This is a genomic window from Streptomyces albicerus, from assembly GCF_008905045.1.
GTDB classification, from domain to species: Bacteria; Actinomycetota; Actinomycetes; order Streptomycetales; family Streptomycetaceae; genus Streptomyces; species Streptomyces albicerus.
Genome location: NZ_VWMY01000036.1, coordinates 102,100 through 128,715, shown reverse-complemented (window position 1 = coordinate 128,715; position 26,616 = coordinate 102,100). Strand labels below are relative to the sequence as shown.

The window sequence follows — 26,616 nt, the reverse complement described above, 5'->3', positions numbered from 1 at the left end:
GTGGCCGGAACCTCTTGGTTCCGGCCACCCCGGCGGCACGTTTCTGCTCAGTGTTGGTGCGGGTCAGGCCTCTTCGTGGGAGACCGCGCGGCGCGCGTCCGCGTCCAGGACGCCCCAGCTGATCAGCTGCTCGGTGAGGACCGAGGGGGACTGGTCGTAGATGACGGCGAGTGTGCGCAGGTCGTCCTGGCGGATCGACAGCACCTTGCCGTTGTAGTCGCCGCGCTGGGACTGGATCGTCGCCGCATAGCGCTGCAGGGGGCCCGCCTTCTCGGCCGGCACGTGGGCCAGCCGCTCCAGGTCGAGGACCAGCTTCGGCGGCGGCTCGGCGGCGCCGCCCGGCGTGGTGCCCGGCAGCAGCTCCTGCACCGGCACGCCGTAGAAGTCCGCCAGCTCGGCGAGGCGCTGCACGGTCACGGCGCGGTCGCCGCGCTCGTACGAACCGACCACGACCGCCTTCCAACGGCCCTGGGACTTCTCCTCGACGCCGTGGAGGGAAAGGCCCTGCTGGGTACGGATGGCGCGGAGCTTGGCCCCGAGCTGTTTGGCGTATTCGCTGGACATATAGCTCCCCGGACACTGTGTCGACGTGCGGCTCAGCCGCGCGGCTGGTGACTCACTGTGAGGTTACGCAGCGTGACTCTGCCTCGTCAAGCCGAATGGTCCGGACCGACCCTTCCGTGGGAGGCGCGCACAGCTGGGACCAAGGGGGTGATCAGGGCCGTTGCCGGGCTGGTACCGTGGATGGCGCAATTCCGACGTCCTTTAATGATCCGTCCCGTGAGGCGGAGAAGGAGGTCCGTTTCGTATGGACTCAGAACAGCAGAAGCAGCAGTACGAGGCCGATGCGCGGCCCGTTCTCGAAGGCCCCGACATCGCGCGGGTGCTGACCCGCATCGCCCACGAGATCGTCGAGCGCGCCAAGGGCGCCGACGACGTGGTGCTCCTCGGCATTCCGACCCGGGGCGTCTTCCTGGCCCAGCGGCTCGGCGCCAAGCTCCAGGAGATCACCGACCGCAAGATCCCGGTCGGCTCCCTCGACATCACCATGTACCGCGACGACCTGCGCATGCACCCGCCGCGTGCGCTGGCCCGCACCGCCATTCCCGGTGACGGCATCGACGGCCGCCTGGTCGTCCTCGTCGACGACGTGCTCTTCTCCGGCCGCACCATCCGCGCCGCCCTCGACGCGCTGAACGACATCGGCCGCCCGCGCGCCGTACAGCTCGCGGTCCTCGTCGACCGAGGCCATCGTGAACTCCCGATCCGCGCCGACTACGTCGGCAAGAACCTCCCCACGTCGTTGCGGGAGACGGTCAAGGTCCAGCTCGCCGAGGAGGACGGTCGCGACACCGTGCTGCTCGGTGTGAAGCGGACCTCCCCGGCGCGCGAGCAGTAGCAGCACTCAGCCGCACGTCTCTGAGCGAGCTCCTACGCCCCAGCGCCCCCTCGCGCCCGAATTCTCCCGACCTGAACTGCCTTACGGAGCCTGAAAGATGCAGCGTCATCTCATCTCGGCCGCCGACCTCACCCGCGACGACGCCGTCCTGATCCTCGACACCGCCGAGGAGATGGCCCGGGTCGCCGACCGGCCGATCAAGAAACTGCCGACCCTGCGCGGCCGCACCGTCGTCAACCTCTTCTTCGAGGACTCCACCCGGACCCGGATCTCCTTCGAGGCCGCGGAGAAGCGTCTCTCCGCCGACGTCATAAACTTCACCGCCAAGGGGTCCAGCGTCTCCAAGGGCGAGTCCCTGAAGGACACCGCCCAGACCCTGGAGGCGATGGGCGTCGACGCCGTCGTCATCCGGCACGGCGCCTCCGGAGCCCCGTACCGCCTCGCCACCTCCGGCTGGATCGACGCCGCCGTCATCAACGCCGGCGACGGCACCCACCAGCACCCCACCCAGGCCCTGCTCGACGCCTTCACCATGCGGCGCCGGCTCGTCGGCCGGGACGCGGGCCTCGGACAGGACCTGGCCGGCAAGCGCATCACGCTGGTCGGCGACATCCTGCACAGCCGGGTCGCCCGCTCGAACGTCGACCTGCTGCACACCCTCGGCGCCGAGGTCACCCTCGTGGCTCCGCCGACCCTGCTGCCGGTCGGCATCGGGTCCTGGCCCTGCGAGATCTCGTACGACCTCGACAGCACGCTGTCCAAGTCCGACGCCGTGATGCTGCTGCGCGTGCAGCGCGAGCGGATGAACGCGGCGTTCTTCCCGACCGAGCGCGAGTACTCCCGGCGCTACGGGCTCGACGGCGACCGCATGGCGAAGATGCCCGAGCACGCCATCGTGATGCACCCCGGGCCGATGGTCCGCGGCATGGAGATCACCGCCGAGGTCGCCGACTCCGAGCGCTGCACCGCCATCGAGCAGGTCACCAACGGTGTCTCGATCCGGATGGCCGTGCTCTATCTGCTCCTGGGCGGCAACGAGCCCGCCGTCACTCACACCCGCCCGCCCGTCTCCCACCACCACCCTTCCAACGAGCGCTCCGCGCACACCATTTCCGCGGACGAGGAGAAGTAGTCAGATGAGCAAGATCCTTATCCGTGGTGCGAAGGTGCTCGGCGGCGAGTCGCAGGACGTGCTGATCGACGGTTCCGAGATCGCGGCGGTGGGCGGTGGCCTGCCGGCCGAGGGCGCCGAGGTCGTCGAGGCCGACGGCAAGGTGCTCCTGCCGGGGCTCGTCGACCTGCACACCCATCTGCGCGAGCCGGGCCGTGAGGACTCCGAGACCGTCCTGACCGGTACGCGGGCGGCCGCGAGCGGCGGCTACACGGCCGTGTTCGCCATGGCCAACACCTTCCCGGTCGCCGACACCGCCGGTGTCGTCGAGCAGGTCTACCGGCTCGGCCGGGAGCACGGCTACTGCGACGTACAGCCCATCGGCGCCGTCACCGTGGGCCTGGAGGGCAAGAAGCTGGCCGAGCTGGGCGCGATGCACGAGTCGGCGGCCGGGGTCACCGTCTTCTCCGACGACGGCAAGTGCGTGGACGACGCCGTGATCATGCGGCGGGCGCTGGAGTACGTGAAGGCCTTCGGCGGGGTCGTGGCCCAGCACGCGCAGGAGCCCCGCCTCACCGAGGGCGCCCAGATGAACGAGGGTGTCGTCTCCGCCGAGCTGGGGCTCGGGGGATGGCCGGCGGTGGCCGAAGAATCGATCATCGCCCGGGATGTCCTGCTCGCCGAGCACGTCGGGTCGCGCGTGCACATCTGCCACCTGTCGACCGCCGGGTCGGTGGAGATCGTCCGCTGGGCCAAGTCCCGCGGCATCGACGTCACGGCCGAGGTCACCCCGCACCACCTGCTGCTCACCGACGAGCTGGTGCGTACGTACAACCCCGTCTACAAGGTCAACCCGCCGCTGCGTACCGAGCGCGACGTGCTGGCCCTGCGCGAGGCGCTCGCCGACGGCACGATCGACATCGTCGCCACCGACCATGCCCCGCACCCGCACGAGGACAAGGACTGCGAGTGGGCCGCGGCCGCCATGGGCATGGTGGGGCTCGAGACCGCGCTGTCCGTGGTCCAGCAGACGATGGTCGAGACCGGGCTGCTCGACTGGGCCGGTGTCGCCGACCGCATGTCGTTCCAGCCCGCCAGGATCGGCCGGGCGATGGGCCACGGCCGTCCCGTCTCGGCAGGCGAGCCCGCCAACCTCACACTCGTCGACACGGCATACCGTGGAGCCGTGGACCCCGCGGGCTTCGCATCGCGCAGCCGCAACACTCCGTACGAGGGTCGTGAGCTGCCGGGCCGTGTCACGCACACGTGGCTCCGGGGCAAGGCCACGCTCGTCGACGGGAAGCTCGCGTGACATCACTCATCTCCATCGCCGCGGACATCGCGGCGGAACAGAAGTCCGCGGAAGTGACCGACTGGGCCGCCCGTATCGGCTGGCTCGTCGGCCTCGCCCTCTTCATCGCGCTCGTCTACTGGCTGATGCGCGAGGGCTGGAAGTGGCGCGGCACCCTCCAGGGCGACCTGCCCGAGCTGCCCGTCGTGCCGAGTGAGCCCGGTGCGGTCAGACTGACCATGACCGGCCGCTACCACGGCTCCACCACCGCCGGGCAGTGGCTCGACCGCATCGTGGCGCACGGCCTGGGCACCCGCAGCCGGGTCGAGCTCACGCTGACGGACGCGGGTCTTGACGTCGTACGCCCCGGAGCGGCCGACTTCTTCGTCCCCGTCGAGCAGCTGCGCGAGGCCCGGCTCGACAAGGGCATCGCGGGAAAGGTGCTCACCGAGGGCGGTCTCCTGGTCATCACCTGGGAACACGGCGACCGGCTGATCGACTCCGGGTTCCGCTCCGACCACGCAGCCGAGCACAACGAGTGGGTCGAGACCCTGAACCACATGATCGACAAGAGCAGCGACACGGAAGGCGCACGATGACGACCTCCATCCAGGGGACCGCCTCGCAGAGGCAGAAGGCGGTTCCCGCCGTACTCGTCCTGGAGGACGGCCGGACCTTCCGCGGCCGCGCCTACGGGGCCGTGGGGGTGACCTTCGGCGAAGCCGTGTTCTCCACCGGCATGACCGGCTACCAGGAGACCCTCACCGACCCGTCGTACCACCGCCAGGTCGTCGTGATGACCGCTCCCCACGTCGGCAACACCGGCGTGAACGACGACGACCCGGAGTCGAAGCGCATCTGGGTCGCCGGTTACGTCGTACGCGACCCCGCGCGCGTGCCCTCCAACTGGCGCTCCCGGCGCTCGCTGGACGAGGAGCTCACCAAGCAGGGCGTGGTGGGCATCAGCGGCATCGACACGCGTGCGCTGACCCGCCACCTGCGCGAGCGCGGCGCCATGCGCGTCGGCATCTTCTCCGGCAACGCGCTGCCCGACGCGGGCACCATGCTCGCCGAGGTGCGCCAGGCGCCCGAGATGAAGGGCGCCAGCCTCTACGAGGAGGTGGCCACCAAGGAGGCGTACGTCGTCCCCGCGATCGGCGAGAAGAAGTTCACCGTCGCCGCCGTGGACCTCGGCATCAAGGGAATGACCCCGCACCGCATGGCCGAGCGCGGCATCGAGGTGCATGTGCTGCCCGCCACCGCGACCGCGGAGGACATCTACGCCGTCGACCCGGACGGCGTGTTCTTCTCGAACGGGCCCGGTGACCCGGAGAAGGCCGAGCACCCGGTGTCCCTGATGCGGGAGGTCCTCGAGCGCAGGACGCCCCTCTTCGGTATCTGCTTCGGCAACCAGATCCTCGGCCGCGCCCTCGGCTTCGGCACGTACAAGCTGAAGTACGGCCACCGGGGCATCAACCAGCCCGTGCAGGACCGTACGACCGGCAAGGTCGAGGTCACCGCGCACAACCACGGTTTCGCCGTCGACGCGCCGCTCGACAAGGTGTCCGACACCCCCTACGGGCGTGCCGAGGTCTCGCACGTCTGCCTGAACGACCAGGTCGTGGAGGGGCTTCAGCTGCTCGACCAGCCGGCGTTCAGCGTCCAGTACCACCCCGAAGCGGCAGCGGGCCCGCACGACGCCGCCTACCTGTTCGACCGCTTCGTATCCCTGATGGAGGGCCAGCGTGCCTAAGCGCACCGATATCCAGTCCGTCCTGGTCATCGGCTCCGGCCCGATCGTCATCGGCCAGGCCGCCGAGTTCGACTACTCCGGCACCCAGGCCTGCCGCGTCCTCAAGGCCGAGGGCCTGCGCGTCATCCTCGTCAACTCCAACCCGGCGACGATCATGACCGACCCGGAGATCGCCGACGCCACGTACGTCGAGCCGATCACCCCGGAGTTCGTCGAGAAGATCATCGCCAAGGAGCGGCCGGACACGCTGCTGCCGACGCTGGGCGGCCAGACCGCCCTCAACACCGCGATCTCCATGCATGAGCAGGGCGTGCTGGAGAAGTACGGTGTCGAGCTGATCGGCGCCAACGTCGAGGCGATCAACAAGGGCGAGGACCGCGACCTCTTCAAGGACGTCGTCGAGGCCGTCCGCGCGAAGATCGGGCACGGCGAGTCCGCCCGGTCCTACATCTGCCACTCGATGGACGACGTACTGGAGGGGGTCGAGCAGCTCGGCGGCTACCCCGTCGTCGTCCGGCCCTCCTTCACCATGGGCGGCGCCGGCTCCGGCTTCGCGCACGACGAGGACGAGCTGCGCCGCATCGCCGGCCAGGGCCTCACGCTCTCCCCGACCACCGAGGTGCTCCTGGAGGAGTCCATCCTCGGCTGGAAGGAGTACGAGCTGGAGCTGATGCGCGACAAGCACGACAACGTCGTGGTCGTCTGCTCCATCGAGAACTTCGACCCGATGGGCGTCCACACCGGCGACTCGATCACCGTCGCGCCCGCGATGACGCTGACCGACCGCGAGTACCAGCGCCTGCGCGACATCGGCATCGCGATCATCCGCGAGGTCGGCGTCGACACCGGCGGCTGCAACATCCAGTTCGCGGTCAACCCGGACGACGGCCGCATCATCGTCATCGAGATGAACCCGCGTGTGTCGCGATCGTCGGCCCTCGCGTCGAAGGCCACGGGTTTCCCGATCGCCAAGATCGCCGCCAAGCTGGCCGTCGGCTACACCCTCGACGAGATCCCGAACGACATCACGGAGAAGACCCCGGCGTCCTTCGAGCCCACGCTCGACTACGTCGTCGTCAAGGCCCCGCGGTTCGCCTTCGAGAAGTTCCCGTCCGCCGACTCCACGCTGACCACGACCATGAAGTCGGTCGGCGAAGCCATGGCGATCGGCCGGAACTTCACCGAGGCGCTGCAGAAGGCGCTGCGGTCGCTGGAGAAGAAGGGCTCGCAGTTCACGTTCGTGGGCGAGCCGGGTGACAAGGGTGAGCTGCTGGCGGAGGCCGTGCGGCCGACCGACGGCCGGATCAACTCAGTCATGCAGGCCATCCGCGCGGGCGCCACACCCGAAGAGGTCTTCGAGGCGACGAAGATCGACCCGTGGTTCGTGGACCAGCTGTTCCTGATCAAGGAGATCGCGGACGAGCTGGCCGCCGCCGACAAGCTGTTCCCGGAGCTCCTCGCCGAGGCCAAGCGCCACGGCTTCTCCGACGCCCAGATCGCCGAGATCCGCGGCCTGCGCGAGGACGTCGTCCGCGAGGTCCGGCACGCGCTGGGCGTGCGGCCGGTCTACAAGACGGTCGACACGTGCGCGGCCGAGTTCGCCGCCAAGACGCCGTACTTCTACTCCTCCTACGACGAGGAGAGCGAGGTCGCGTCCCGGACCAAGCCCGCCGTGATCATCCTGGGCTCCGGCCCGAACCGCATCGGCCAGGGCATCGAGTTCGACTACTCCTGCGTCCACGCCTCCTTCGCGCTGAGCGACGCGGGCTACGAGACCGTGATGGTCAACTGCAACCCGGAGACCGTCTCCACGGACTACGACACCTCCGACCGCCTGTACTTCGAGCCGCTGACGCTCGAGGACGTGCTGGAGATCGTCCACGCGGAGTCGCTGGCGGGACCGATCGCGGGCGTGATCGTGCAGCTCGGCGGACAGACTCCGCTGGGGCTGGCGCAGGCGCTGAAGGACAACGGTGTGCCGATCGTGGGCACCCCGCCCGAGGCGATCCACGCCGCCGAGGACCGCGGTGCCTTCGGGCAGGTCCTCGCGGAGGCCGGGCTGCCGGCTCCGAAGCACGGCACCGCCACGACGTTCGCCGGAGCCAAGGCCATCGCCGACGAGATCGGCTACCCCGTCCTCGTACGGCCGTCGTACGTCCTCGGCGGGCGCGGCATGGAGATCGTGTACGACGAGACGCGGCTGTCCTCGTACATCGCGGAGTCGACCGAGATCAGCCCGTCCCGGCCGGTCCTCGTCGACCGCTTCCTGGACGACGCGATCGAGATCGACGTCGACGCGCTGTACGACGGCCAGGAGCTGTACCTCGGCGGTGTCATGGAGCACATCGAGGAGGCCGGCATCCACTCCGGCGACTCAGCGTGCGCGCTGCCGCCGATCACGCTCGGCGGCTTCGACATCAAGCGGCTGCGGGCCTCGACGGAGGCGATCGCCAAGGGTGTCGGGGTCCGCGGACTGATCAACATCCAGTTCGCGATGGCGGGCGACATCCTGTACGTCCTGGAGGCCAACCCGCGTGCCTCGCGCACCGTCCCCTTCACCTCGAAGGCGACCGCGGTGCCGCTGGCGAAGGCCGCCGCCCGTATCTCGCTGGGCGCGACCGTCGCCGAGCTGCGCGCCGAGGGGCTGCTGCCGGCCGTCGGCGACGGCGGTGAACTGCCGCTGGACGCGCCGATCTCCGTCAAGGAGGCCGTCATGCCGTGGTCGCGCTTCCGCGACATCCACGGCCGCGGCGTCGACACGGTGCTCGGTCCGGAAATGCGTTCCACGGGTGAAGTCATGGGCATCGACTCGGTGTTCGGCACGGCGTACGCCAAGTCCCAGGCGGGCGCGTACGGTCCGCTGCCCACCAAGGGCCGTGCCTTCATCTCCGTCGCCAACCGCGACAAGCGCTCGATGATCTTCCCGGCGCGTGAACTCGTCGCCCACGGCTTCGAGTTGCTCGCCACGTCCGGCACGGCCGAGGTGCTCAAGCGCAACGGCATCAACGCCACCGTCGTCCGCAAGCAGAGCGAGGGCACCGGCCCGAACGGCGAGAGGACGATCGTCCAGCTCATCCACGAGGGCGAAGTCGACCTCATCGTCAACACGCCGTACGGCACCGGCGGCCGCCTCGACGGCTACGACATCCGTACGGCGGCCGTGGCTCGCTCCGTGCCCTGCCTGACGACCGTCCAGGCGCTCGCCGCGGCGGTCCAGGGCATCGACGCGCTCAACCACGGTGACGTGGGCGTGCGTTCACTGCAGGAACACGCCGAGCATCTGACCGCGGCCCGCGACTAGCAGCCCCGAGGGGGACACCGGAAACGGTGTCCCCCTCTTCATGAGGCTCTCCCGAGGCTCTTCATGAGGACATGACTATGTACAAGCTCTTCTTCCGGCTGGTCTTCAAGCGGATGGACCCGGAGCAGGCCCACCATCTGGCGTTCCGCTGGATCCGCCTCGCCGCCCGCGTCCCCGTCCTGCGGACCTTCGTCGCCGCTGTGCTGGCCCCGCGCTACAAGGAGCTGCGGACCGAGGCGTTCGGGCTGCGGATGCACGGGCCGTTCGGGCTCGCGGCGGGCTTCGACAAGAACGCCGTCGCCATCGACGGGATGTCGATGCTCGGCTTCGACCACATCGAGATCGGCACGGTCACGGGGGAGGGACAGCCGGGCAATCCCAAGAAGCGGCTGTTCCGCCTTGTGCCGGACCGTGCGCTGATCAACCGCATGGGCTTCAACAACGAGGGTTCCGAGGCCGTGGCCGAGCGCCTGGCCACCCGTACGGCCGTCTTCAGGACCGTCGTGGGCGTCAACATCGGCAAGACCAAGGCCGTGCCGGAGGCAGAGGCCGCCGCCGACTACGTGAAGTCCACCGAACGCCTGGCCGCGTACGCCGACTACCTCGTGGTCAACGTCAGCTCCCCGAACACGCCCGGGCTGCGCAACCTCCAGGCCACGGAGTCGCTGCGACCGCTGCTGAGTGCCGTCCGCGGGGCCGCCGACCGGGCGGTGACCACGCGCCGCGTGCCCCTGCTGGTGAAGATCGCGCCCGATCTCGCCGACGAGGACATCGACGCCGTCGCCGACCTCGCCGTCGAGCTCGGTCTGGACGGGATCATCGCCACGAACACGACCATCGCGCGCGAGGGCCTCGGTCTGAAATCTGACCCCTCCCTGGTCAAGGAGACCGGCGGGCTCTCGGGCGCGCCGCTGAAAACGCGCTCCCTGGAGGTGCTGAGGCGCCTCTACGCGCGCGTGGGGGACCGGATCACCCTCGTGGGCGTCGGCGGCGTCGAGAACGCCGAGGACGCCTGGCAGCGGATCCTCGCCGGTGCCACGCTCGTCCAGGGCTACAGCGCCTTCATCTACGAGGGCCCCTTCTGGGGACGCGCCATCCACAAGGGGCTCGCCGCACGCCTCCGTACGAGCCCGTACGCCACCCTCGCCGACGCGGTCGGCGCCGACGTAAGGAAGACGGTATGAGCCTGGAACCCTTCGGTGCCCGTCTGCGCCGTGCCATGGACGAGCGCGGCCCGCTGTGTGTCGGCATCGACCCGCACGCCTCCCTGCTCGCCGACTGGGGTCTGAACGACGACATCGCGGGCCTGGAGCGCTTCAGCCGCACCGTCGTCGAGGCGCTGGCGGACCGAGTCGCCGTCCTGAAGCCGCAGAGCGCGTTCTTCGAGCGCTTCGGGTCGCGCGGCATCGCCGTACTGGAGAAGTCGGTGGAGGAGGCGCGCGAGGCCGGGGCGCTGGTCGTCATGGACGCCAAGCGCGGGGACATCGGCTCGACCATGGCGGCGTACGCCTCCGCCTTCCTGGAGAAGAGCTCGCCGCTCTTCTCGGACGCGCTCACCGTCTCGCCGTACCTCGGCTACGGGTCGCTGAAGCCGGCGGTCGAACTCGCTCGGGAGAGCGGCGCGGGTCTGTTCGTGCTCGCCCTCACCTCCAACCCGGAGGGCGGCGAGGTGCAGCACGCGGTGCGCGGTGACGGCCGGAGCGTCGGCGCGACCATGCTGGCGCATCTCGCGGCGGAGAACGCCGGGGAGACCCCGATGGGCTCCTTCGGGGCGGTCGTCGGCGCCACGCTCGGCGATCTGTCCTCGTACGACCTCGACATCAACGGTCCGCTTCTCGCTCCCGGAATCGGTGCCCAGGGCGCGACCCCGGCCGATCTTCCGGGCGTCTTCGGAGCGGCGGTGCGCCAGGTGGTGCCGAACGTCAGCCGGGGTGTCCTTCGTCACGGTCCGGACATCGGTGCGCTACGCGCGTCATCGGACCTCTTCGCGGAGGAGATCAGGGCGGCTGTGGCGTCGGCGTAGCGCCTTCGGAGAGCGTCTTACAGGCGTCCCGCATCTGAATACATCCTCAAATCCGGGGCATTTTGTCCTAAATGTCTGGCTCGATGGAGGCTGACCAGGACTTTTCCGCTGTTCTCGCTGACTCCGGCGGACTTGCCCGCTAGTCTCCGACGAGAGTGAACGGGCAAGAGCGTTGCTCGTTGCTCCCCAGGTGTGGGGCGACTAGGTTCCTCACCGGTCCGTATCCGACAGTTCGACATCCGAGGTGACGTAGGCGTGGCTCTTCCGCCCCTTACCCCTGAACAGCGCGCAGCCGCGCTCGAAAAGGCCGCCGCGGCTCGCCGGGAGCGGGCCGAGGTCAAGAATCGACTCAAGCACTCCGGCGCCTCCCTTCACGAGGTCATCAAGCAGGGCCAGGAGAACGACGTCATCGGCAAGATGAAGGTCTCCGCTCTCCTGGAGTCCCTGCCGGGCGTGGGCAAGGTCCGCGCCAAGCAGATCATGGAGCGACTCGGGATCTCCGAGAGCCGCCGCGTGCGTGGCCTCGGCTCCAACCAGATCGCCTCCCTGGAGCGCGAGTTCGGCGGCGGTGCTGCCTGACGTTCTCGGGCACCCCTGAGAACCTGGATAATCGCTGCATGGCTGCAACATCCCGGGGGACGACCCCCGTACCCCCGGAATCACGTCCGCGGCTGACCGTGCTCTCCGGCCCCTCCGGGGTCGGCAAGAGCACGGTCGTCGCCCATATGCGCAAGGAACACCCCGAGGTCTGGCTCTCGGTGTCGGCGACGACCCGGGGGCCGCGCCCCGGTGAGAAGCATGGTGTCCATTACTTCTTCGTCAGCGACGAGGAGATGGACAAGCTGATCGCCAACGGCGAGCTTCTCGAGTGGGCGGAGTTCGCGGGCAACCGCTACGGGACACCGCGCAAGGCCGTGCTCGAACGGCTGGAGGCGGGCGAGCCGGTCCTCCTGGAGATCGACCTCCAGGGAGCCCGGCAGGTCCGCGAGTCCATGCCGGAGGCCTTGCTGGTGTTCCTGGCTCCTCCCTCCTGGGAGGAGCTGGTGCGCAGACTCACCGGGCGGGGCACCGAGCCGCCCGAGGTGATCGAGCGCCGGCTGGCCGCCGCCAGGATCGAATTGGCGGCCGAGCCGGAGTTCAACCTCACCCTGGTCAACACCTCCGTCGAGGACGTGGCGCGTGAGCTGCTAGCCTTGGTAGGAGTTGTTTGACTTTTCAGGTCAATTTTCCACCTTTCGGAAGGCAGAGCGTGTCCTCTTCCATGACTGCGCCCGAGGGCATCATCAACCCTCCGATCGACGAGCTCCTCGAGGCCACCGACTCGAAGTACAGCCTCGTGATCTACGCGGCCAAGCGTGCCCGCCAGATCAACGCGTACTACTCGCAGCTCGGTGAGGGTCTCCTTGAGTACGTCGGTCCCCTCGTGGACACCCACGTCCACGAGAAGCCGCTCTCGATCGCCCTGCGCGAGATCAACGCGGGTCTGCTGACGTCGGAGGCCGTCGAGGGCCCGGCGCAGTAGTCATTCGTTCGCTCACCACGGGCCCGGCAGCGCGACTGCCGGGCCCGTGGTGTGTCATGGGGTTGTACGTTTCCGAATACGGGGAGGTCCGGTGGACAAGCCGAAGGTCGTGCTGGGGGTCAGCGGTGGCATCGCCGCCTACAAGGCGTGCGAGCTGCTGCGCCGGCTGACCGAGTCGGGGCACGACGTGCGCGTCGTACCGACGGAGTCCGCGCTGCACTTCGTCGGCGCCGCGACCTGGTCCGCGCTGTCCGGCCATCCCGTATCGACCGAGGTCTGGTCGGACGTGCACGAGGTGCCGCACGTCCGTATCGGCCAGGAGGCCGACCTGGTCGTCGTCGCCCCCGCCACCGCGGACATGCTGGCCAAGGCGGCCCACGGCCTGGCCGACGACCTGCTGACGAACACGCTGCTCACCGCCCGCTGCCCGGTCGTCTTCGCGCCCGCCATGCACACCGAGATGTGGGAGCACCCGGCCACCCAGGAGAACGTGGCGACGCTGCGCCGCCGAGGCGCCGTCGTCATCGACCCCGCCGTGGGACGCCTGACCGGCGTGGACACCGGCAAGGGGCGACTGCCCGAGCCGTCGGAGATCTTCGAGATCTGCCGCCGGGTACTCGCGCGGGGCATGGCCGAGCCGGATCTCGCCGGCCGTCACGTCGTCGTCAGCGCGGGCGGCACGCGCGAGCCGCTCGACCCGGTCCGCTTCCTCGGCAATCGTTCCTCCGGGAAGCAGGGGTACGCCCTCGCGCGCACCGCGGCGGCCCGGGGTGCCCGGGTCACGCTGATCGCCGCGAACACCGGACTGCCGGACCCGGCCGGTGTCGACGTCGTGCAGGTCGGGACCGCTGTGCAGCTGCGCGAGGCCGTGCTCAAGGCGGCCCCGGAGGCCGACGCTGTGGTGATGGCGGCGGCGGTGGCGGACTTCCGGCCGGCGGCGTACGCGGCCGGAAAGATCAAGAAGAAGGACGATCGGGATCCGGACCCCATCGTTCTGGTCCGCAATCCGGACATCCTCGCGGAGATCTCGGCGGACCGCGCCCGCCCGGGCCAGGTGATCGTCGGCTTCGCCGCCGAGACGGACGACGTCCTGGCCAACGGACGGTCGAAGCTCCAGCGAAAAGGCTGCGACCTCCTCGTCGTCAACGAGGTCGGGGAGCGCAAGACCTTCGGCTCCGAGGAGAACGAGGCGGTTGTGCTCGGCGCCGACGGAAGCGAGACCCCGGTGCCGTACGGACCCAAGGAAGCATTGGCCGAGACTGTGTGGGACCTTGTGGCGCGGCAGCTCGGGTGAATGCCTCATTCGCTTCAACAGGCCCTTCAAAACCACTACATAGGCCCTTCAAAACCACTACATAAAGGGCGTGTGAGCCTGGCGGAGAAGGTCCGCCGTGTCGCAGAATGCCCGTGCCGCAGGTCACAGCACTCCCGAGTGGCGAGACGGTAGCCCCTCGGCCGAGTGCGACCGATAAACTGTTCTCGGACTACGCCGGGCGCAGCTCCCGACAGTCCGCCAATGATCAGCCAGCAGCCGCTGCAACCCCAGGGAGCGTTGTGTCCCGTCGCCTGTTCACCTCGGAGTCTGTGACCGAGGGTCACCCCGACAAGATCGCTGACCAGATCAGCGACACCATTCTCGACGCGCTTCTGCGCGAGGACCCGAAGTCCCGGGTCGCGGTCGAGACCCTGATCACGACCGGTCTGGTGCACGTGGCCGGCGAGGTCACGACCAAGGCGTACGCGCCGATCGCGCAGCTCGTGCGCGACAAGATCCTCGAGATCGGCTACGACTCCTCGAAGAAGGGCTTCGACGGCGCCTCATGCGGCGTCTCCGTGTCGATCGGCGCGCAGTCCCCGGACATCGCGCAGGGTGTCGACACCGCGTACGAGAACCGTGTCGAGGGCGACGAGGACGAGCTCGACAAGCAGGGCGCGGGCGACCAGGGCCTGATGTTCGGTTACGCGACGGACGAGACGCCGGAGCTGATGCCGCTCCCGATCCACCTCGCGCACCGCCTGTCGAAGCGCCTGTCGGAGGTTCGCAAGAACGGCACGATTCCGTACCTCCGCCCGGACGGTAAGACCCAGGTCACCATCGAGTACGACGGCGACAAGGCGGTCCGTCTGGACACGGTCGTCGTCTCCTCGCAGCACGCGTCGGACATCGACCTGGACTCCCTCCTCGCCCCCGACATCCGGGAGTTCGTGGTCGAGCCCGAGCTGAAGGCGCTCCTGGACGACGGCATCAAGCTGGACACCGAGGGCTACCGCCTGCTGGTCAACCCCACCGGCCGCTTCGAGATCGGCGGCCCGATGGGCGACGCCGGACTCACCGGCCGCAAGATCATCATCGACACGTACGGCGGCATGGCCCGCCACGGTGGCGGCGCCTTCTCCGGCAAGGACCCGTCCAAGGTGGACCGCTCCGCCGCGTACGCGATGCGCTGGGTCGCGAAGAACGTCGTCGCCGCGGGCCTCGCCTCCCGCTGCGAGGTCCAGGTGGCCTACGCCATCGGCAAGGCCGAGCCCGTCGGCCTCTTCGTCGAGACCTTCGGCACCGCCAAGATCGACGCCGAGAAGATCGAGAGCGCCATCACCGAGGTCTTCGACCTCCGCCCGGCCGCGATCATCCGCGACCTCGACCTGCTCCGCCCGATCTACGCCCAGACCGCCGCGTACGGCCACTTCGGCCGCGAACTCCCCGAGTTCACGTGGGAGAAGACGGACCGCGTGGACGCGCTGCGGACGGCGGCGGGGCTGTAGTCCTTCCTGCTTCTCCGGCTTTGTGAGGCCCGGCGCCCGTGTGGGGTGCCGGGCCTCTGTTTTCGGGTCCTCAGACTTCCGACTTCGTGGACGAATGACCGGTACGGCCGTCGTGGAGCTTCGTACGGGCTTCGTACGGGCTTCGTACGGGCGGCGGTGTCAGTGCCGTCTGGTAGGAATGTTGCTGTGAGCAGCGCGAATGGGCGTGATGAGGGTGGTGCGGAAGGTGCGCCGCCTGAGCAGCTTGCGCTGATTCGGGAGAGTGTGCGGAAGAACAAGGCGCCGAAGGCGAAGCCGCGGACGTGGCGGGGGGCCGCCTTGGCGAAAGAGCTGCCTGTTGCGCGCGTGCTCGTCGACAAGGGTGTGCTGCATCTTGATCGGTACTTCGACTATGCCGTGCCCGAAGAGCTTGATGCCGATGCGCAGCCGGGGGTGCGGGTGCGGGTGCGGTTCGGGGCCGGGCGGCATCGGGTGCGTGAGGGGCGGCGTGAGGGTGGGGGGCTGATCGACGGGTTTCTTGTCGAGCGGCTTGCCGAGTCCGATTACTCGGGGCCCCTTGCCGCGCTTGCTCAAGTCGTTTCGCCCGAGCCGGTGTTGAGCGAGGAGTTGCTCGGGCTCGCGCGGGCCGTCGCCGACCGGTATGCGGGAAGTCTGGCCGACGTTCTGCAGTTGGCCGTGCCGCCGCGCAATGCCCGCGCGGAGGGTACGGCTTCGGCTGAGCCGTTGCCGGTTCCCGGTGCGCCTGAGGTCGGGTCCTGGGCTCGGTACTCACGCGGGGCCGCCTTCGTGGAGTCGCTCGCGGCGGGCGGGGCGCCTCGGGCCGTGTGGAACGCGCTGCCGGGGCCCGGCTGGGCCGAGGAGTTGGCGCGGGCCGTGGGGGCGACGCTCGCCTCGGGGCGTGGCGCGCTGGTCGTCGTGCCGGACGGGCGGGCCGTCAGCCGGGTCGATGCCGCACTGACCTCGGTGCTGGGGGAGGGGCGGCATGCCGTGCTCACCGCCGAGGTCGGGCCCGAGAAGCGGTACCGGCAGTGGCTCGCGGTACGGCGTGGGTCCGTACGGGCTGTGGTGGGGACCCGGGCCGCGATGTTCGCGCCCGTGCGGGACCTGGGGCTCGTGGCCATTTGGGACGACGGGGACGGCAGCCACAGCGAACTGCACGCGCCTCAGCCGCATGCGCGGGAAGTGCTGCTGCTACGGGCCGCCCATGACAAGTGCGCGTTCCTGCTGGGGAGTTGGAGCTGCACCGTCGAGGCCGCGCAGCTCGTGGAGAGCGGCTGGGCGGCTCCGATCGTCGCCGAGCGGGAGCAGGTACGGGCGGCGGCTCCGCTCGTCCGGACGGTGGGCGACGGGGATCTCGCGCGCGACGAGGCGGCCCGGGCCGCGCGGCTGCCCACCCTCGCCTGGCAGGTCGTACGGGAGGGGCTGCGGCAGGGGCCTGTGCTCGTGCAGGTGCCGCGGCGTGGTTACGTACCGCGGATGGCCTGTGCGCAGTGCCGGGCGCCAGCGCGGTGTCGGCATTGTGCCGGGCCGCTGGAGGGACAGGACGCCGGAGGGCTGCGGTGCGGGTGGTGCGGGCGCGACGAGGCGAGCTGGCACTGTTCGGAGTGCGGTGGGTTCCGGCTGCGGGCGCAGGTCGTCGGGGCGCGGCGGACCGCCGAGGAGCTGGGGCGCGCGTTTCCGGCCGTGCCCGTGCGGACCTCGGGGCGCGAGCAGGTGCTGGACACGGTGCCGGGGGCGCCCGCGCTCGTCGTCAGTACGCCCGGCGCGGAGCCCGTGGCCGAGGGCGGCTACGCGGCCGCGTTGCTGCTCGACGGCTGGGCGATGCTCGGGCGGCCCGATCTGCGGGCCGGTGAGGACGCGTTGCGGCGGTGGATCGGGGCGGCGGCGCTGGTGCGGGGGCAGCGGGACGGCGGGACCGTGGTGATCGTCGCCGAGCCGACGCTGCGGCCCGTGCAGGCGCTGGTGCGGTGGGACCCCGTCGGGCATGCCGTCCGTGAGCTGGCCGAGCGGGCCGAACTCGGGTTTCCGCCCGTGTCGCGGATGGCGGCCGTGTCCGGGACGGCAGAGGCGCTCGCCGGCTTCCTCGCCGCGGTCGAACTGCCGGGTGAGGCCGAGGTGTTGGGGCCCGTGCCGGTGCCTCCGGCGGATCCGGGGCGGCCTCGGCGGGCGGGGGCACCGCCGGTCGGTGAGCAGTGGGAGCGTGCGTTGATCCGGGTGCCGCCGGGGAGGGGGGCCGCGTTGGCGTCCGCGCTGAAGAGTGCGCAGGCGGCTCGGATGGCGCGTGGGGGCAGTGCGGGGAGCGGGGGGAGTGAGGCTGTGCGGATTCGGGTTGATCCGCCGGATATCGGGTGACCGGTCGGGGCGGGTGAGTGGGTGTTCTCTGACGGGGGAGGGGGCGGATGCGGGCGGTTACTTGTTTGGGCGTACGAGTCTGCCCCCGAGCCTTGTCGGGGGCAGACGGGCGGGGGCAGGCAGGTGAGTGCGTGTGTCAGCCGTTGCGCGGGCCCGGGAAGGCGCTTGGCCTGAGCTCCTCGCGGAGGGTGGAACTGCCGGCCGTCGGCTGGGTGGGCATCGGCATCGGCATCGGCGTGGAACGGGCCGCGGGGACCGTGGGGATGCCGGTGTTGACGGCGACCGCGCGGGAACCCGACGGTTCCGTGGCGCGCTCGGCCTCGGCGGCGGCCTGGGCCGCGGCTCGGCGGGCGCCGTAACGGCGGTGCACCGCCTGTTTGGTGACCCCGAGTGCCGAGCCCACCGCGTCCCACGAGAAGCCCAGTGAGCGGTCGAAGTCCACGGCGGCCGTGACCAGGGTCTCGACACTGTCCCGCAGCTCCTGGGCGAGGCGGACGGTCGGGGCGGGAGCGCGCCCGTAGACGACGAAGCCCGTGGACGGGCCGGAGCGGCGCGGGCGGTAGACGTTGCCCAGCTGGGCTGTCAGCGTGCGCAGTGCGTCCACCTGCCGGCGGACCCGCTCGATGTCCCGCACCAGCAAGTGCAGGCTGGCCCGAGCCTGGGCGTCGTGGGTTGCGTGGTCGGCCATGAACAAGCCTCTCGAACCGGCGTTGAAAAGGACCGGGCCGCGATTGCGGCCCGTTTTGGTCAACTCTTTCTTGACCAACGCGTTTCGGGGTGAGTGGTCACGCTTCAGGGGCGTGGGGGCATATGCGTACGCCCCCGGCGGTTGGGCGTGCGCTCGCCTCGGCCTTCCGCCTGGTGAGTGTTTCCCGGCCGCATTGCCAGCACCGCCCGCACCGCCCGCACTGCCCGCACCGCTCGTGCGGGCGAGTTGGCGGGTGCGGGTTCTCGTGGGGTGCGTTCTGCTTGGCCGTTGCTGCCGGCTGGTGCCTGGCCGTATGGCCTGACGGCGCATAGGGCCACCGGCGGGCGCAGGCCCCGTACGGCCTGACGGCCCATAGACTGGTGCGCTGCCCGTCATGTAATTCGCCCGAGAGGCCGACTGCCACCCATGAAGCTTGTCTTCGCAGGCACCCCCGAGGTCGCCGTTCCCGCTCTGGATGCCCTGATCGCCTCCGGGCGGCACGAGGTGGCCGCCGTTGTCACCCGGCCGGACGCTCCGGCGGGGCGGGGGCGGAGGCTCGTCGCGAGTCCCGTCGCCGAGCGGGCGGAGGAGTCCGGGATCGAGGTGCTGAAGCCGGTGAAGCCTCGGGACGAGGCGTTTCTCGCGCGGCTGAGGGAGATCGCGCCGGACTGCTGCCCCGTGGTCGCCTACGGTGCGCTGCTGCCCCGGGTCGCGCTCGACATCCCCGCCCATGGCTGGGTCAATCTGCACTTCTCGCTGCTGCCCGCCTGGCGCGGGGCGGCGCCCGTGCAGCACGCGATCATGGCGGGGGACGAGATCACCGGTGCCTCCACCTTCCTCATCGAGGAGGGGCTCGACTCCGGGCCCGTCTACGGGACCGTCACCGAGGAGGTACGGCCCACCGACACCAGCGGAGATCTGTTGACGCGGCTGGCCTTCGCGGGGGCGGGGCTGCTCGCCGCGACCATGGACGGGATCGAGGACGGCACGCTGAAGGCCGTACCGCAGTCGACGGACGGCATCACCATGGCGCCGAAGATCGCCGTCGAGGACGCTCACGTGGACTGGACCGCGCCCGCGTTGCGTGTCGACCGGGTCGTGCGGGGGTGCACGCCCGCGCCGGGTGCGTGGACCGTTTTCCGTGGGGAGCGGCTCAAGTTGATCCAGGTCGCGTCGGTTCCCGAGCGGACGGATCTTGCGCCGGGGGCGTTGGCTGTCGGCAAGAACAATGTGTATGTCGGCACTGGTTCGTATGCCGTCGAGTTGTTGTGGGTGCAGGCTCAGGGGAAGAAGCCGATGCGGGCGGCGGACTGGGCGCGAGGGGTACGGATTGCCTCCGGCGAGGTGGTGGGGGGCTGAGCGGTTTGGTTCGACGGTTGGTGCGGTGTGGGTGGGGCGTGAGTTGTGGGTTGTGACGTGCGGGTCGTGGTGGGCTGGTCGCGCAGTTCCCCGCGCCCCTAGAAGCCTGCTGTTCGCCGAGCCCCAGAGTGTGCGTGGTTCCCCGAGCCCAAAGCGCGCGCCCTTTCCCCGCACCCCAAGAAGCCTGCGTTCCCCGCGTCTCCAAGAACCCGCCTTCCCCCCCGCCCTGAAAAGGAGCGCAGTCAGCCCCGCGACGTACGCTGGACCCGTACCTCTTCCACGATGCGGAGCACCTTTTACGTGAACGAGCAGGACCGTCGGCCCCGTCAGCAGGGCAAGCCCTACCGTCGTCCCAAGAAGGATCCCGTGCGGATGCTCGCCTTCGAGGCGTTGCGGGCGGTGGACGAGAGGGATGCGTACGCGAATCTCGTGCTGCCGCCGCTGCTGCGGAAGGCGCGGGAGAAGGGCGACTTCGACGGGCGGGACGCGGCGCTGGCCACGGAGCTGGTGTACGGGACGCTGCGCCGGCAGGGGACGTACGACGCCGTCATCGCCGCATGTGTGGACCGGCCGTTGCGCGAGGTCGACCCACCCGTGCTGGACGTGCTCAGTCTCGGTGCGCATCAGCTGCTCGGGACGCGCATCCCGACGCACGCGGCCGTGTCCGCGTCCGTCGAGCTGGCGAGGGTCGTCCTCGGCGACGGGCGGGCCAAGTTCGTCAACGCCGTGCTGCGGAAGATCGCGCGGCATGATCTTGACGGGTGGCTCGAACAGGTCGCGCCGCCGTACGACGAGGATCCTGAGGACCATCTCGCCGTGGTGCACTCGCATCCGCGGTGGATCGTCTCGGCGCTGTGGGACTCGCTCGGGGGTGGGCGCGCCGGGATCGAGGACCTGCTCGAGGCCGACAACGAGCGGCCCGAGGTGACCCTCGTCGCCCGGCCCGGACGCTCCACCGCCGGCGAACTCCTCGGCGCGCTCGGCGAAGAGGCCGCGCTGCCCGGGCGCTGGTCGCCGTACGCCGTGCGGCTGTCCGAGGGCGGTGAGCCGGGTGCCATCGAGGCCGTGCGCGAAGGCCGGGCCGGCGTCCAGGACGAGGGCAGCCAGCTCGTGGCACTCGCCCTCGCCAACGCGCCCCTCGACGGACCCGACAAGGCGTGGCTCGACGGCTGCGCCGGACCCGGCGGCAAGGCGGCCATGCTCGCCGGACTCGCCGCGGAGCGCGGGGCCCTACTGCTCGCCGCCGAGAAGCAGCCGCACCGGGCCGGTCTGGTCGCGAAGGCGCTCGCAGGGAATCCGGGGCCCTACCAGGTCATCGCCGCCGACGGGACCCGGCCGCCGTGGCGTTCGGGGACCTTCGACCGGGTACTGATGGACGTGCCGTGCACGGGACTGGGTGCCCTGCGCCGCCGTCCCGAGGCCCGCTGGCGGCGCCGCCCCGACGACCTGGACGGCTTCGCGCCACTGCAGCGCGGGCTGCTGCGCACGGCGCTCGACTCGGTGCGGGTCGGCGGTGTCGTCGGGTACGCCACCTGCTCGCCGCACCTCGCTGAGACCCGCGCCGTGGTCGACGACGTGCTCAAGCACCACGACGCCGAACTCCTCGACGCCCGCCCGCACTTCCCGGGCGTACCGGCCCTGGGCGACGGCCCCGACGTACAGCTGTGGCCGCATGTCCACGGGACGGACGCGATGTATCTGGCGCTGATCCGCCGGACGGGCTGAACTCCTTCCCGGCTGCGAACCAGTCCGACACTGCGAGCTGCTCCGACGGGCCCGGCTGCGGGCGAGCCGCTCCGACGGGCCTGACTGCGGGGCTACTCCGACGGGCCGCCCGGCCTCGACGCCGGCTCCGGTTCCTCCGCCCTCGCCGTCGGCCGCGCCGCGCCCCCGTCCTCGTGGGCCAGCCGGTGCGGCCACCACACCTTCGGGCCCACGTCCAGGAACAGGGACGTCACGAGCACCGACCGCACGATGAACGTGTCGAGCAGCACGCCCAGGGCCACCGCGAAGCCGATCTCGGCGAAGGCGACCATCGGGAGGGTGCCGAGGGCGGCGAAGGTGCCGGCGAGGACCAGGCCCGCCGAGGTGATGACCGCGCCGGTCGCGGCCAGACCCGTCACCACGCCCTTGCGGGTGCCCTGGTGGCCCGCCTCCTCGCGGATGCGGGTCGTCAGGAAGATGTTGTAGTCGATGCCCAGGGCCACCAGGAAGACGAAGACGAACAGCGGGAAGTCCGTCGACTCGCCCGCGTAGTCGAAGAGATAACGGAACGCGAGCGCACTGATGCCGAGCGCGGCGGCGAAGGACAACACCACCGTGCCGATCAGCAGCAGCGGGGCGATCAGGGCGCGGAGCAGCACGCCGAGGATCAACAGCACGACGATCAGCACCAGCGGGATGATCAGGATGTTGTCGTGCGTCGTCGCCTCGTCCATGTCCAGCAGCGCCGCCGTACCGCCACCCACCTGCGCGTCCGCGTCCGGTACCGCGTGCACGGCGTCCCGTACCCGGTCCACCGTCTGTTTCGCGGCCTCGCTGTCCGCGGGGGCGGTCATGGTGGCCTCGAAGAGGACCTTGCCCTCGAACTCGGGTTTCGTGCCGGGCGGCAGGCCGAGAGAATCCGGTACGACGCCGGGGGTGGCCGCGACCGCCTGGCCGACGTCCTCGGCCTGGGCGCGGTTGCTGATGACGACGAGCGGATCGCCGCTGCCCGCGGGGAAGTACCTCGCGGACACCTCCTGACCGACGATCGAGTCGGGTTTGTCGGTGAAGGCGTCGGCGTTGCTGAGCCCCTCCGCGCGGAGCTGGATCAGGCCCAGCGAGAGCAGCGCGAGTGCCGCCGCCGTGACGCCCCAGATCATCCGCGGGCGACGGGAGATACGGCGGCCCATCCGCGCCCAGAGGCCTCGCTCGGTCGGGTCGGGGGCGCCGAAGTGCGGGATCACCGGCCAGAAGATCCAGCGGCCGAAGATCACCAGCAGGGCCGGGAAGAGGGTCATCATCGCGGCCAGGGCGACCGCGACGCCGATGGCGGCGACCGGGCCGAGGCCGCGCGTCGAGTTCATCTCGGCGGCGAGCAGCACCAGCATGCTCAGGACGACGGTCGCGCCGGACGCGAGCACCGCGGGGCCCGCCCGGTGCAGGGCCAGCGCCATCGCCTCGTGGCGGTCCTCGTGGCGGCGCAGCTCCTCCCGGTAGCGGGCGACCAGGAGCAGGGCATAGTCGGTCCCCGCGCCGAAGACGAGGACCGTCAGGATGCCCGCGCTCTGGCCGTTGACTGTCAGGCCCGCGTGTTCGGCGAGGAGATAGATCAGCGCCTGCGCGGTGAACAGCGCGGCGACCACGCCGAGCAGCGGGACCAGCAGCAGGCTCGGACTGCGGTAGGTGAGCAGCAGCATCACGATGACGACGGTCATCGCCGAGAACAGCAGGGTGGAGTCGATGCCCTCGAAGGCCTCGGAGAAGTCCGCGGACGTACCGCCCGGGCCGGTGATGTGCACCGCGAGCCCGTCGCCGCCCTCGCCGACGTCATCACGGATCGAGTCCACCGCGGGCGCGATGCGCTCCCAGCCCTTCTCGTCCATCGTGATCGGGACGAAGACCTGGGCCGCCCGAGGGTCCGCCTGCCGGTCGTAGACGGGGCCGCGGGTCTCAGCGCCGCGGATGCCGTGGTCGCTCAGTTCCTTGAGCTGCCGTACGTCCTCGGTGATCTGCGCCCGGTCCTGTGCCGTGAGGCCGCCGTCACGGGCGTACACGACGATCGCGGGGATCTGTTCCGGCCTGAAGTCCTCGGAGATCTCCAGGACTTGGGTGGACTCGGCGGAGCCGGGCAGCCAGGACGACGCGTCGTTGTCCTGGGCGTCGGTGAGCTTCTGGGCGAAGGGCGCCGTGAGGACCAGCAGCACCAGCCACAGTCCCACCACGAGCCACTTGGCCCGGCGTCCGCAGACCAAGTGTGCGACGCCTTGTTTCGGCCGGTTTCCTACGTCCGTCATGGCCACCCCCGCAGCCGTATCTGGACCCTGTGGGCGGCCAAGCATGGCATGAGCGAAGGCGACCCGTAAGGGGCGCGGGGCCGTGACGCATGCGGCTCCGCCGCGTGGGCGCGACCGGCCACGGACCACCCGCAGCCGACGTACCACCCTTCCCACCCGGGACCGACGCCCGCGTTCCCCGGAGGGCATGGCAGGCTTGGTGCATGGCCGTGCAGATCAACCCCAGCATCCTGTCCGCCGACTTCTCCCGCCTTGCCGAGGAGGCAAAGGCGGTGGAAGGGGCCGACTGGCTCCATGTCGATGTGATGGACAACCATTTTGTCCCGAACCTCACGCTCGGTGTGCCGGTCGTAGAGTCGCTGGCGCGTGCTACGGACACGCCGCTGGACTGCCATCTGATGATCGAGAACGCCGATCGATGGGCGCCCCAGTACGTAGAAGCGGGTGCCGGTTCCGTCACCTTCCATGTCGAGGCGGCCGCCGCACCCGTGCGACTCGCCCGCGAGATCCGGGCCAAGGGCGCCCGTGCCTCCATGGCGCTCAAGCCCGCGACTCCCATCGAGCCGTACGAGGATCTGCTCCCCGAACTCGACATGTTGCTGATCATGACCGTGGAGCCGGGCTTCGGAGGCCAGGCCTTCCTCGACATCATGCTCCCGAAGATTCGGCGCACCCGCGAGTTGATCAGCAAGCACGGTCTTGAGCTGTGGCTGCAGGTCGACGGCGGTGTCTCGGCCTCCACCATCGAGCGCTGCGCCGAGGCGGGCGCCGACGTCTTCGTCGCGGGTTCGGCGGTGTACGGGGCGGCCGACCCCTCGCAGGCGGTACGTGCATTGCGCACCCAGGCGGAGGAGGCGACGGCCCAGGCGGGCTGGGCGTGCAACCACTGAGCCAAGGGAACGTGAACGCCGCCCTTCAGGGCTGATCAAGTACGCCGGATCTGCAAGGATGAACGGCGAATCCAGAGTGTGAACAGCAGTGAGGAGATCGCCGTGTCGGGTATGTCGGCGGGCCGGTCAGCCATGCGGATGGGACCCGCTGAGCTGGTGCAGGCGGCGGCCATGGCCCGCCGCTTCTACCTCGAGGGCAAATCCAAGATCCAGATCGCCGAGGAGTTCGGCGTCAGCCGCTTCAAGGTGGCCCGGGTCCTGGAGACCGCTCTCGAACGGGATCTCGTGAGGATCGAGATCCGTGTCCCCGCCGAGTTGGACGCGGAGCGCTCGGACGCGCTGCGCGCCCGCTACGGCCTGCGGCATGCCGTCGTCGTCGAGTCCCCGGCCGAGGCCGAGGAGTCGCCCGACCCGGAGAACCTCGGCGAGGTGGCCGCGGACCTGCTCGGTGAACTGGTCGCCGAGGGCGATGTGCTCGGCCTCGCCTGGGGCCGCTCCACCATCCACATGGCGGCCGCCCTCGACCGGCTGCCCCCGTGCACGGTGGTGCAGCTGACGGGTGTCTACGACGCCGGGACGGCCGAGCGCGGCTCGGTAGAGGCCGTCCGCCGGGCCGCCCAGGTCTCCGGCGGCGAGGCCCACCCCATCTACGCGCCGATGCTGCTGCCGGACACGGCCACGGCGGCCGCGCTGCGCAACCAGACGGGGATCGCCCGCGCCTTCGAGTACTTCGACAAGGTCACGGTCGCCTGCGTGTCGATCGGCTCCTGGGAGGCGGGCATCTCGACGGTGCACGACATGCTCACCGAGGAGGAGCGCGCCCACTACGCGACTCTCGGTGTCGCCGCCGAGATGTCCGCGCACCTCTTCGACTCCGAGGGCCGCCGGGTCGGGCGGGACCTGGGGGAGCGGTGCATCACCGTCGAGGCCGACCGGCTGCGGCGTATCCCCGAGGTCGTCGCGATCGCCGGCGGGCAGCGCAAGGCGGCCGCCATCGACGCGGTGCTGCGCTCCGGCCTGGTCACCAGCCTGGTGACGGACACGGCGGCCGCGGACTACCTGATGACGGCGGGGCCGACGCCGCGTCCTGCCCTCAATCGGTCGGACCCCGACGGGCCGTGATCTTCTGAAGGCCTGACGGGAGGCCCGGCCGGGGGTTCGGCAACGCGCCGCCCGGGGGCGGCTGTGGCAGCATCGGCGACATGCTGCTCCGGTCCGTCCCTCGCCTGGTCGCGGGGCTGTTCGTCTGCCTCGCGGTGCTGTTGACCGGCTGCTCGTCGGCAGACACGAAGACGGACACGAGCGCGGGCACCAGGGCGGCCACGAGCGCTTCGGCTCCCGCCTGGGCCGCCGGCATGGAGACCGTCGAGGAGGCAGGGCTTCCTGCCGAGGCCCGTCGGACACTCGCCCTCATCGACCGGGGCGGCCCCTTCCCGTACGCCAAGGACGGCGCCGTGTTCGGCAACTTCGAGCGCGAGCTGCCGCGGCACGAGCGCGGCTACTACCGCGAGTACACGGTGCGGACGCCCGGCGAGCGGGACCGCGGAGCCCGGCGCATTGTCACGGGGCAGGGCGGCGAGGTCTACTACACCGATGATCATTACAAGTCGTTCAGGGCGGTGCTGAGATGACGGACGATCCGCTCGCGCCGGTGCTCGACGGCAGCGCGCCTGCCGGTGTCCTTTCCTGGCCGGCCCGGCTGCCGACGGAGCGTGCGCTCGAAGCCGCTCGTGCGGCGGGCTGGGAGACCGGCGCACTGGACCTCGCAGGTGTCTCCGACAAGGCCGGGCTCATGGCGGCGTGTGCCGACGCGCTGCGGCTGCCGGACTGGTTCGGCGCCAACTGGGACGCCCTGGCCGACTGCCTCGGCGACCTCGAGTGGTGGCCCGCCGGACGAGGCCGACTGGTGCTCGTACGGGACTGGCAGGAATACGCGGCGGCCAGTCCGGCGGACTGGCGCGTCCTCCAGGAGATCTTCGCCGACGCGGCGGCGCACTGGCGGGAGACGGACACCCCGCTGGTCGTCGTGATGGTGCTGGCCGAGTCCCGGTAGCCGGCATCCTCAGGACGGCGCCTCGGCGATCTGGGCGGCCGCGCTCCGGACGCCAGTCAGGCGTGTTCGGGTAAGCTCTCGGGGTAAGGCAGGTTCCACTGCCTGGCACCGGA

23 protein-coding genes are annotated in these 26,616 nt (G+C 70.5%); 20 read left to right on the top strand and 3 right to left on the bottom strand.

Translation table 11 applies throughout. From position 1 onward, the window contains the following. Nucleotides 1-63: 63 nt before the first annotated feature. Nucleotides 64-564, bottom strand: coding sequence for a transcriptional regulator BldD (gene bldD, locus GAS53_RS30975; protein WP_015661809.1), 501 nt, complete (start codon nt 562-564; stop codon nt 64-66). A 244-nt stretch (nt 565-808) separates the two neighbouring features. Between bldD and pyrR the strand changes: the two genes are divergently transcribed. The 14 genes from pyrR to GAS53_RS30905 all read left to right on the top strand — a co-directional run bounded on the left by pyrR (nt 809) and on the right by GAS53_RS30905 (nt 17,515). Further along, nucleotides 809-1,399, top strand: a complete 591-nt coding sequence (gene pyrR / locus GAS53_RS30970; protein WP_151481037.1) for a bifunctional pyr operon transcriptional regulator/uracil phosphoribosyltransferase PyrR — start codon at nt 809-811, stop codon at nt 1,397-1,399. 97 nt (nt 1,400-1,496) lie between these two features. Further along, a complete protein-coding gene (locus GAS53_RS30965) occupies nt 1,497-2,531 on the top strand; it encodes an aspartate carbamoyltransferase catalytic subunit (protein ID WP_151481036.1) in 1,035 nt (344 codons plus the stop codon). Between the two features lie 4 nt (nt 2,532-2,535). Next, complete coding sequence (locus tag GAS53_RS30960; RefSeq protein WP_151481035.1) at nt 2,536-3,822, top strand: dihydroorotase; 1,287 nt, start codon at nt 2,536-2,538, stop codon at nt 3,820-3,822. Further along, nucleotides 3,819-4,400: a PH-like domain-containing protein gene (locus GAS53_RS30955; protein WP_151481034.1), complete on the top strand. Its 582-nt coding sequence runs from the start codon at nt 3,819-3,821 to the stop codon at nt 4,398-4,400. Before GAS53_RS30960 ends, GAS53_RS30955 begins: the two co-directional genes overlap by 4 nt. Then, entirely contained in the window at nt 4,397-5,554 is a 1,158-nt protein-coding gene (gene carA / locus GAS53_RS30950; protein WP_151481033.1) for a glutamine-hydrolyzing carbamoyl-phosphate synthase small subunit, read from the top strand. Before GAS53_RS30955 ends, carA begins: the two co-directional genes overlap by 4 nt. After that, nucleotides 5,547-8,855 (top strand): carbamoyl-phosphate synthase large subunit, encoded by a 3,309-nt coding sequence (carB, locus tag GAS53_RS30945; RefSeq protein ID WP_151481032.1) that lies wholly within the window; start codon nt 5,547-5,549, stop codon nt 8,853-8,855. Before carA ends, carB begins: the two co-directional genes overlap by 8 nt. Before the next feature lie 77 nt (nt 8,856-8,932). Further along, nucleotides 8,933-10,039: a quinone-dependent dihydroorotate dehydrogenase gene (locus tag GAS53_RS30940; RefSeq protein WP_151481046.1), complete on the top strand. Its 1,107-nt coding sequence runs from the start codon at nt 8,933-8,935 to the stop codon at nt 10,037-10,039. After that, entirely contained in the window at nt 10,036-10,878 is an 843-nt protein-coding gene (gene pyrF / locus GAS53_RS30935; RefSeq protein ID WP_192583350.1) for an orotidine-5'-phosphate decarboxylase, read from the top strand. Before GAS53_RS30940 ends, pyrF begins: the two co-directional genes overlap by 4 nt. Nucleotides 10,879-11,133: 255 nt before the next feature. Continuing rightward, nucleotides 11,134-11,457, top strand: coding sequence for an integration host factor (locus GAS53_RS30930; RefSeq protein ID WP_005319887.1), 324 nt, complete (start codon nt 11,134-11,136; stop codon nt 11,455-11,457). Between the two features lie 38 nt (nt 11,458-11,495). Beyond that, the gene (gene gmk, locus GAS53_RS30925; RefSeq protein WP_151481031.1) at nt 11,496-12,089 is read left to right on the top strand and encodes a guanylate kinase; all 594 of its coding nucleotides are present in this window, start codon (nt 11,496-11,498) and stop codon (nt 12,087-12,089) included. A gap of 38 nt (nt 12,090-12,127) precedes the next feature. Further along, entirely contained in the window at nt 12,128-12,400 is a 273-nt protein-coding gene (gene rpoZ, locus GAS53_RS30920) for a DNA-directed RNA polymerase subunit omega (RefSeq protein ID WP_093658262.1), read from the top strand. A 91-nt stretch (nt 12,401-12,491) separates the two neighbouring features. Continuing rightward, on the top strand, nt 12,492-13,694 hold the full coding sequence (gene coaBC, locus GAS53_RS30915; RefSeq protein WP_151481030.1) for a bifunctional phosphopantothenoylcysteine decarboxylase/phosphopantothenate--cysteine ligase CoaBC: 1,203 nt from the start codon (nt 12,492-12,494) through the stop codon (nt 13,692-13,694). 260 nt (nt 13,695-13,954) lie between these two features. Beyond that, nucleotides 13,955-15,163, top strand: a complete 1,209-nt coding sequence (metK, locus tag GAS53_RS30910; protein ID WP_151481029.1) for a methionine adenosyltransferase — start codon at nt 13,955-13,957, stop codon at nt 15,161-15,163. 186 nt (nt 15,164-15,349) lie between these two features. Further along, nucleotides 15,350-17,515 carry a primosomal protein N' gene (locus GAS53_RS30905; protein WP_151481028.1) on the top strand — a complete coding sequence of 722 codons (2,166 nt, stop codon included), beginning with the start codon at nt 15,350-15,352 and terminating at the stop codon, nt 17,513-17,515. 136 nt (nt 17,516-17,651) lie between these two features. Here GAS53_RS30905 and GAS53_RS30900 read toward each other — a convergent pair whose 3' ends face one another. Next, complete coding sequence (locus GAS53_RS30900; protein WP_151481027.1) at nt 17,652-18,203, bottom strand: hypothetical protein; 552 nt, start codon at nt 18,201-18,203, stop codon at nt 17,652-17,654. Between the two features lie 426 nt (nt 18,204-18,629). Between GAS53_RS30900 and fmt the strand changes: the two genes are divergently transcribed. Together fmt and GAS53_RS30890 are read left to right on the top strand one after the other, a co-directional pair. Then, on the top strand, nt 18,630-19,562 hold the full coding sequence (gene fmt / locus GAS53_RS30895) for a methionyl-tRNA formyltransferase (RefSeq protein ID WP_151481026.1): 933 nt from the start codon (nt 18,630-18,632) through the stop codon (nt 19,560-19,562). Nucleotides 19,563-19,862: 300 nt separating this feature from the next. After that, entirely contained in the window at nt 19,863-21,287 is a 1,425-nt protein-coding gene (locus tag GAS53_RS30890) for an RsmB/NOP family class I SAM-dependent RNA methyltransferase (RefSeq protein ID WP_151481044.1), read from the top strand. Nucleotides 21,288-21,379: 92 nt separating this feature from the next. Here the strand turns inward: GAS53_RS30890 and GAS53_RS30885 are convergent, their stop codons facing one another. After that, the gene (locus GAS53_RS30885) at nt 21,380-23,560 is read right to left on the bottom strand and encodes an MMPL family transporter (RefSeq protein WP_151481025.1); all 2,181 of its coding nucleotides are present in this window, start codon (nt 23,558-23,560) and stop codon (nt 21,380-21,382) included. A 203-nt stretch (nt 23,561-23,763) separates the two neighbouring features. Here GAS53_RS30885 and rpe point away from each other — a divergent pair, with 203 nt between their 5' ends. From rpe to GAS53_RS30865, 4 genes are all read left to right on the top strand, one after another. After that, on the top strand, nt 23,764-24,450 hold the full coding sequence (gene rpe, locus GAS53_RS30880; RefSeq protein ID WP_151481024.1) for a ribulose-phosphate 3-epimerase: 687 nt from the start codon (nt 23,764-23,766) through the stop codon (nt 24,448-24,450). Nucleotides 24,451-24,528: 78 nt separating this feature from the next. Next, nucleotides 24,529-25,572, top strand: a complete 1,044-nt coding sequence (locus GAS53_RS30875) for a sugar-binding transcriptional regulator (protein ID WP_151481023.1) — start codon at nt 24,529-24,531, stop codon at nt 25,570-25,572. An 80-nt stretch (nt 25,573-25,652) separates the two neighbouring features. After that, entirely contained in the window at nt 25,653-26,081 is a 429-nt protein-coding gene (locus tag GAS53_RS30870; protein WP_151481022.1) for a ribonuclease domain-containing protein, read from the top strand. Next, nucleotides 26,078-26,503: a barstar family protein gene (locus tag GAS53_RS30865; RefSeq protein WP_151481021.1), complete on the top strand. Its 426-nt coding sequence runs from the start codon at nt 26,078-26,080 to the stop codon at nt 26,501-26,503. The genes GAS53_RS30870 and GAS53_RS30865 overlap by 4 nt, the downstream gene beginning before the upstream one ends. The last annotated feature ends 113 nt before the right edge of the window (nt 26,504-26,616 follow it).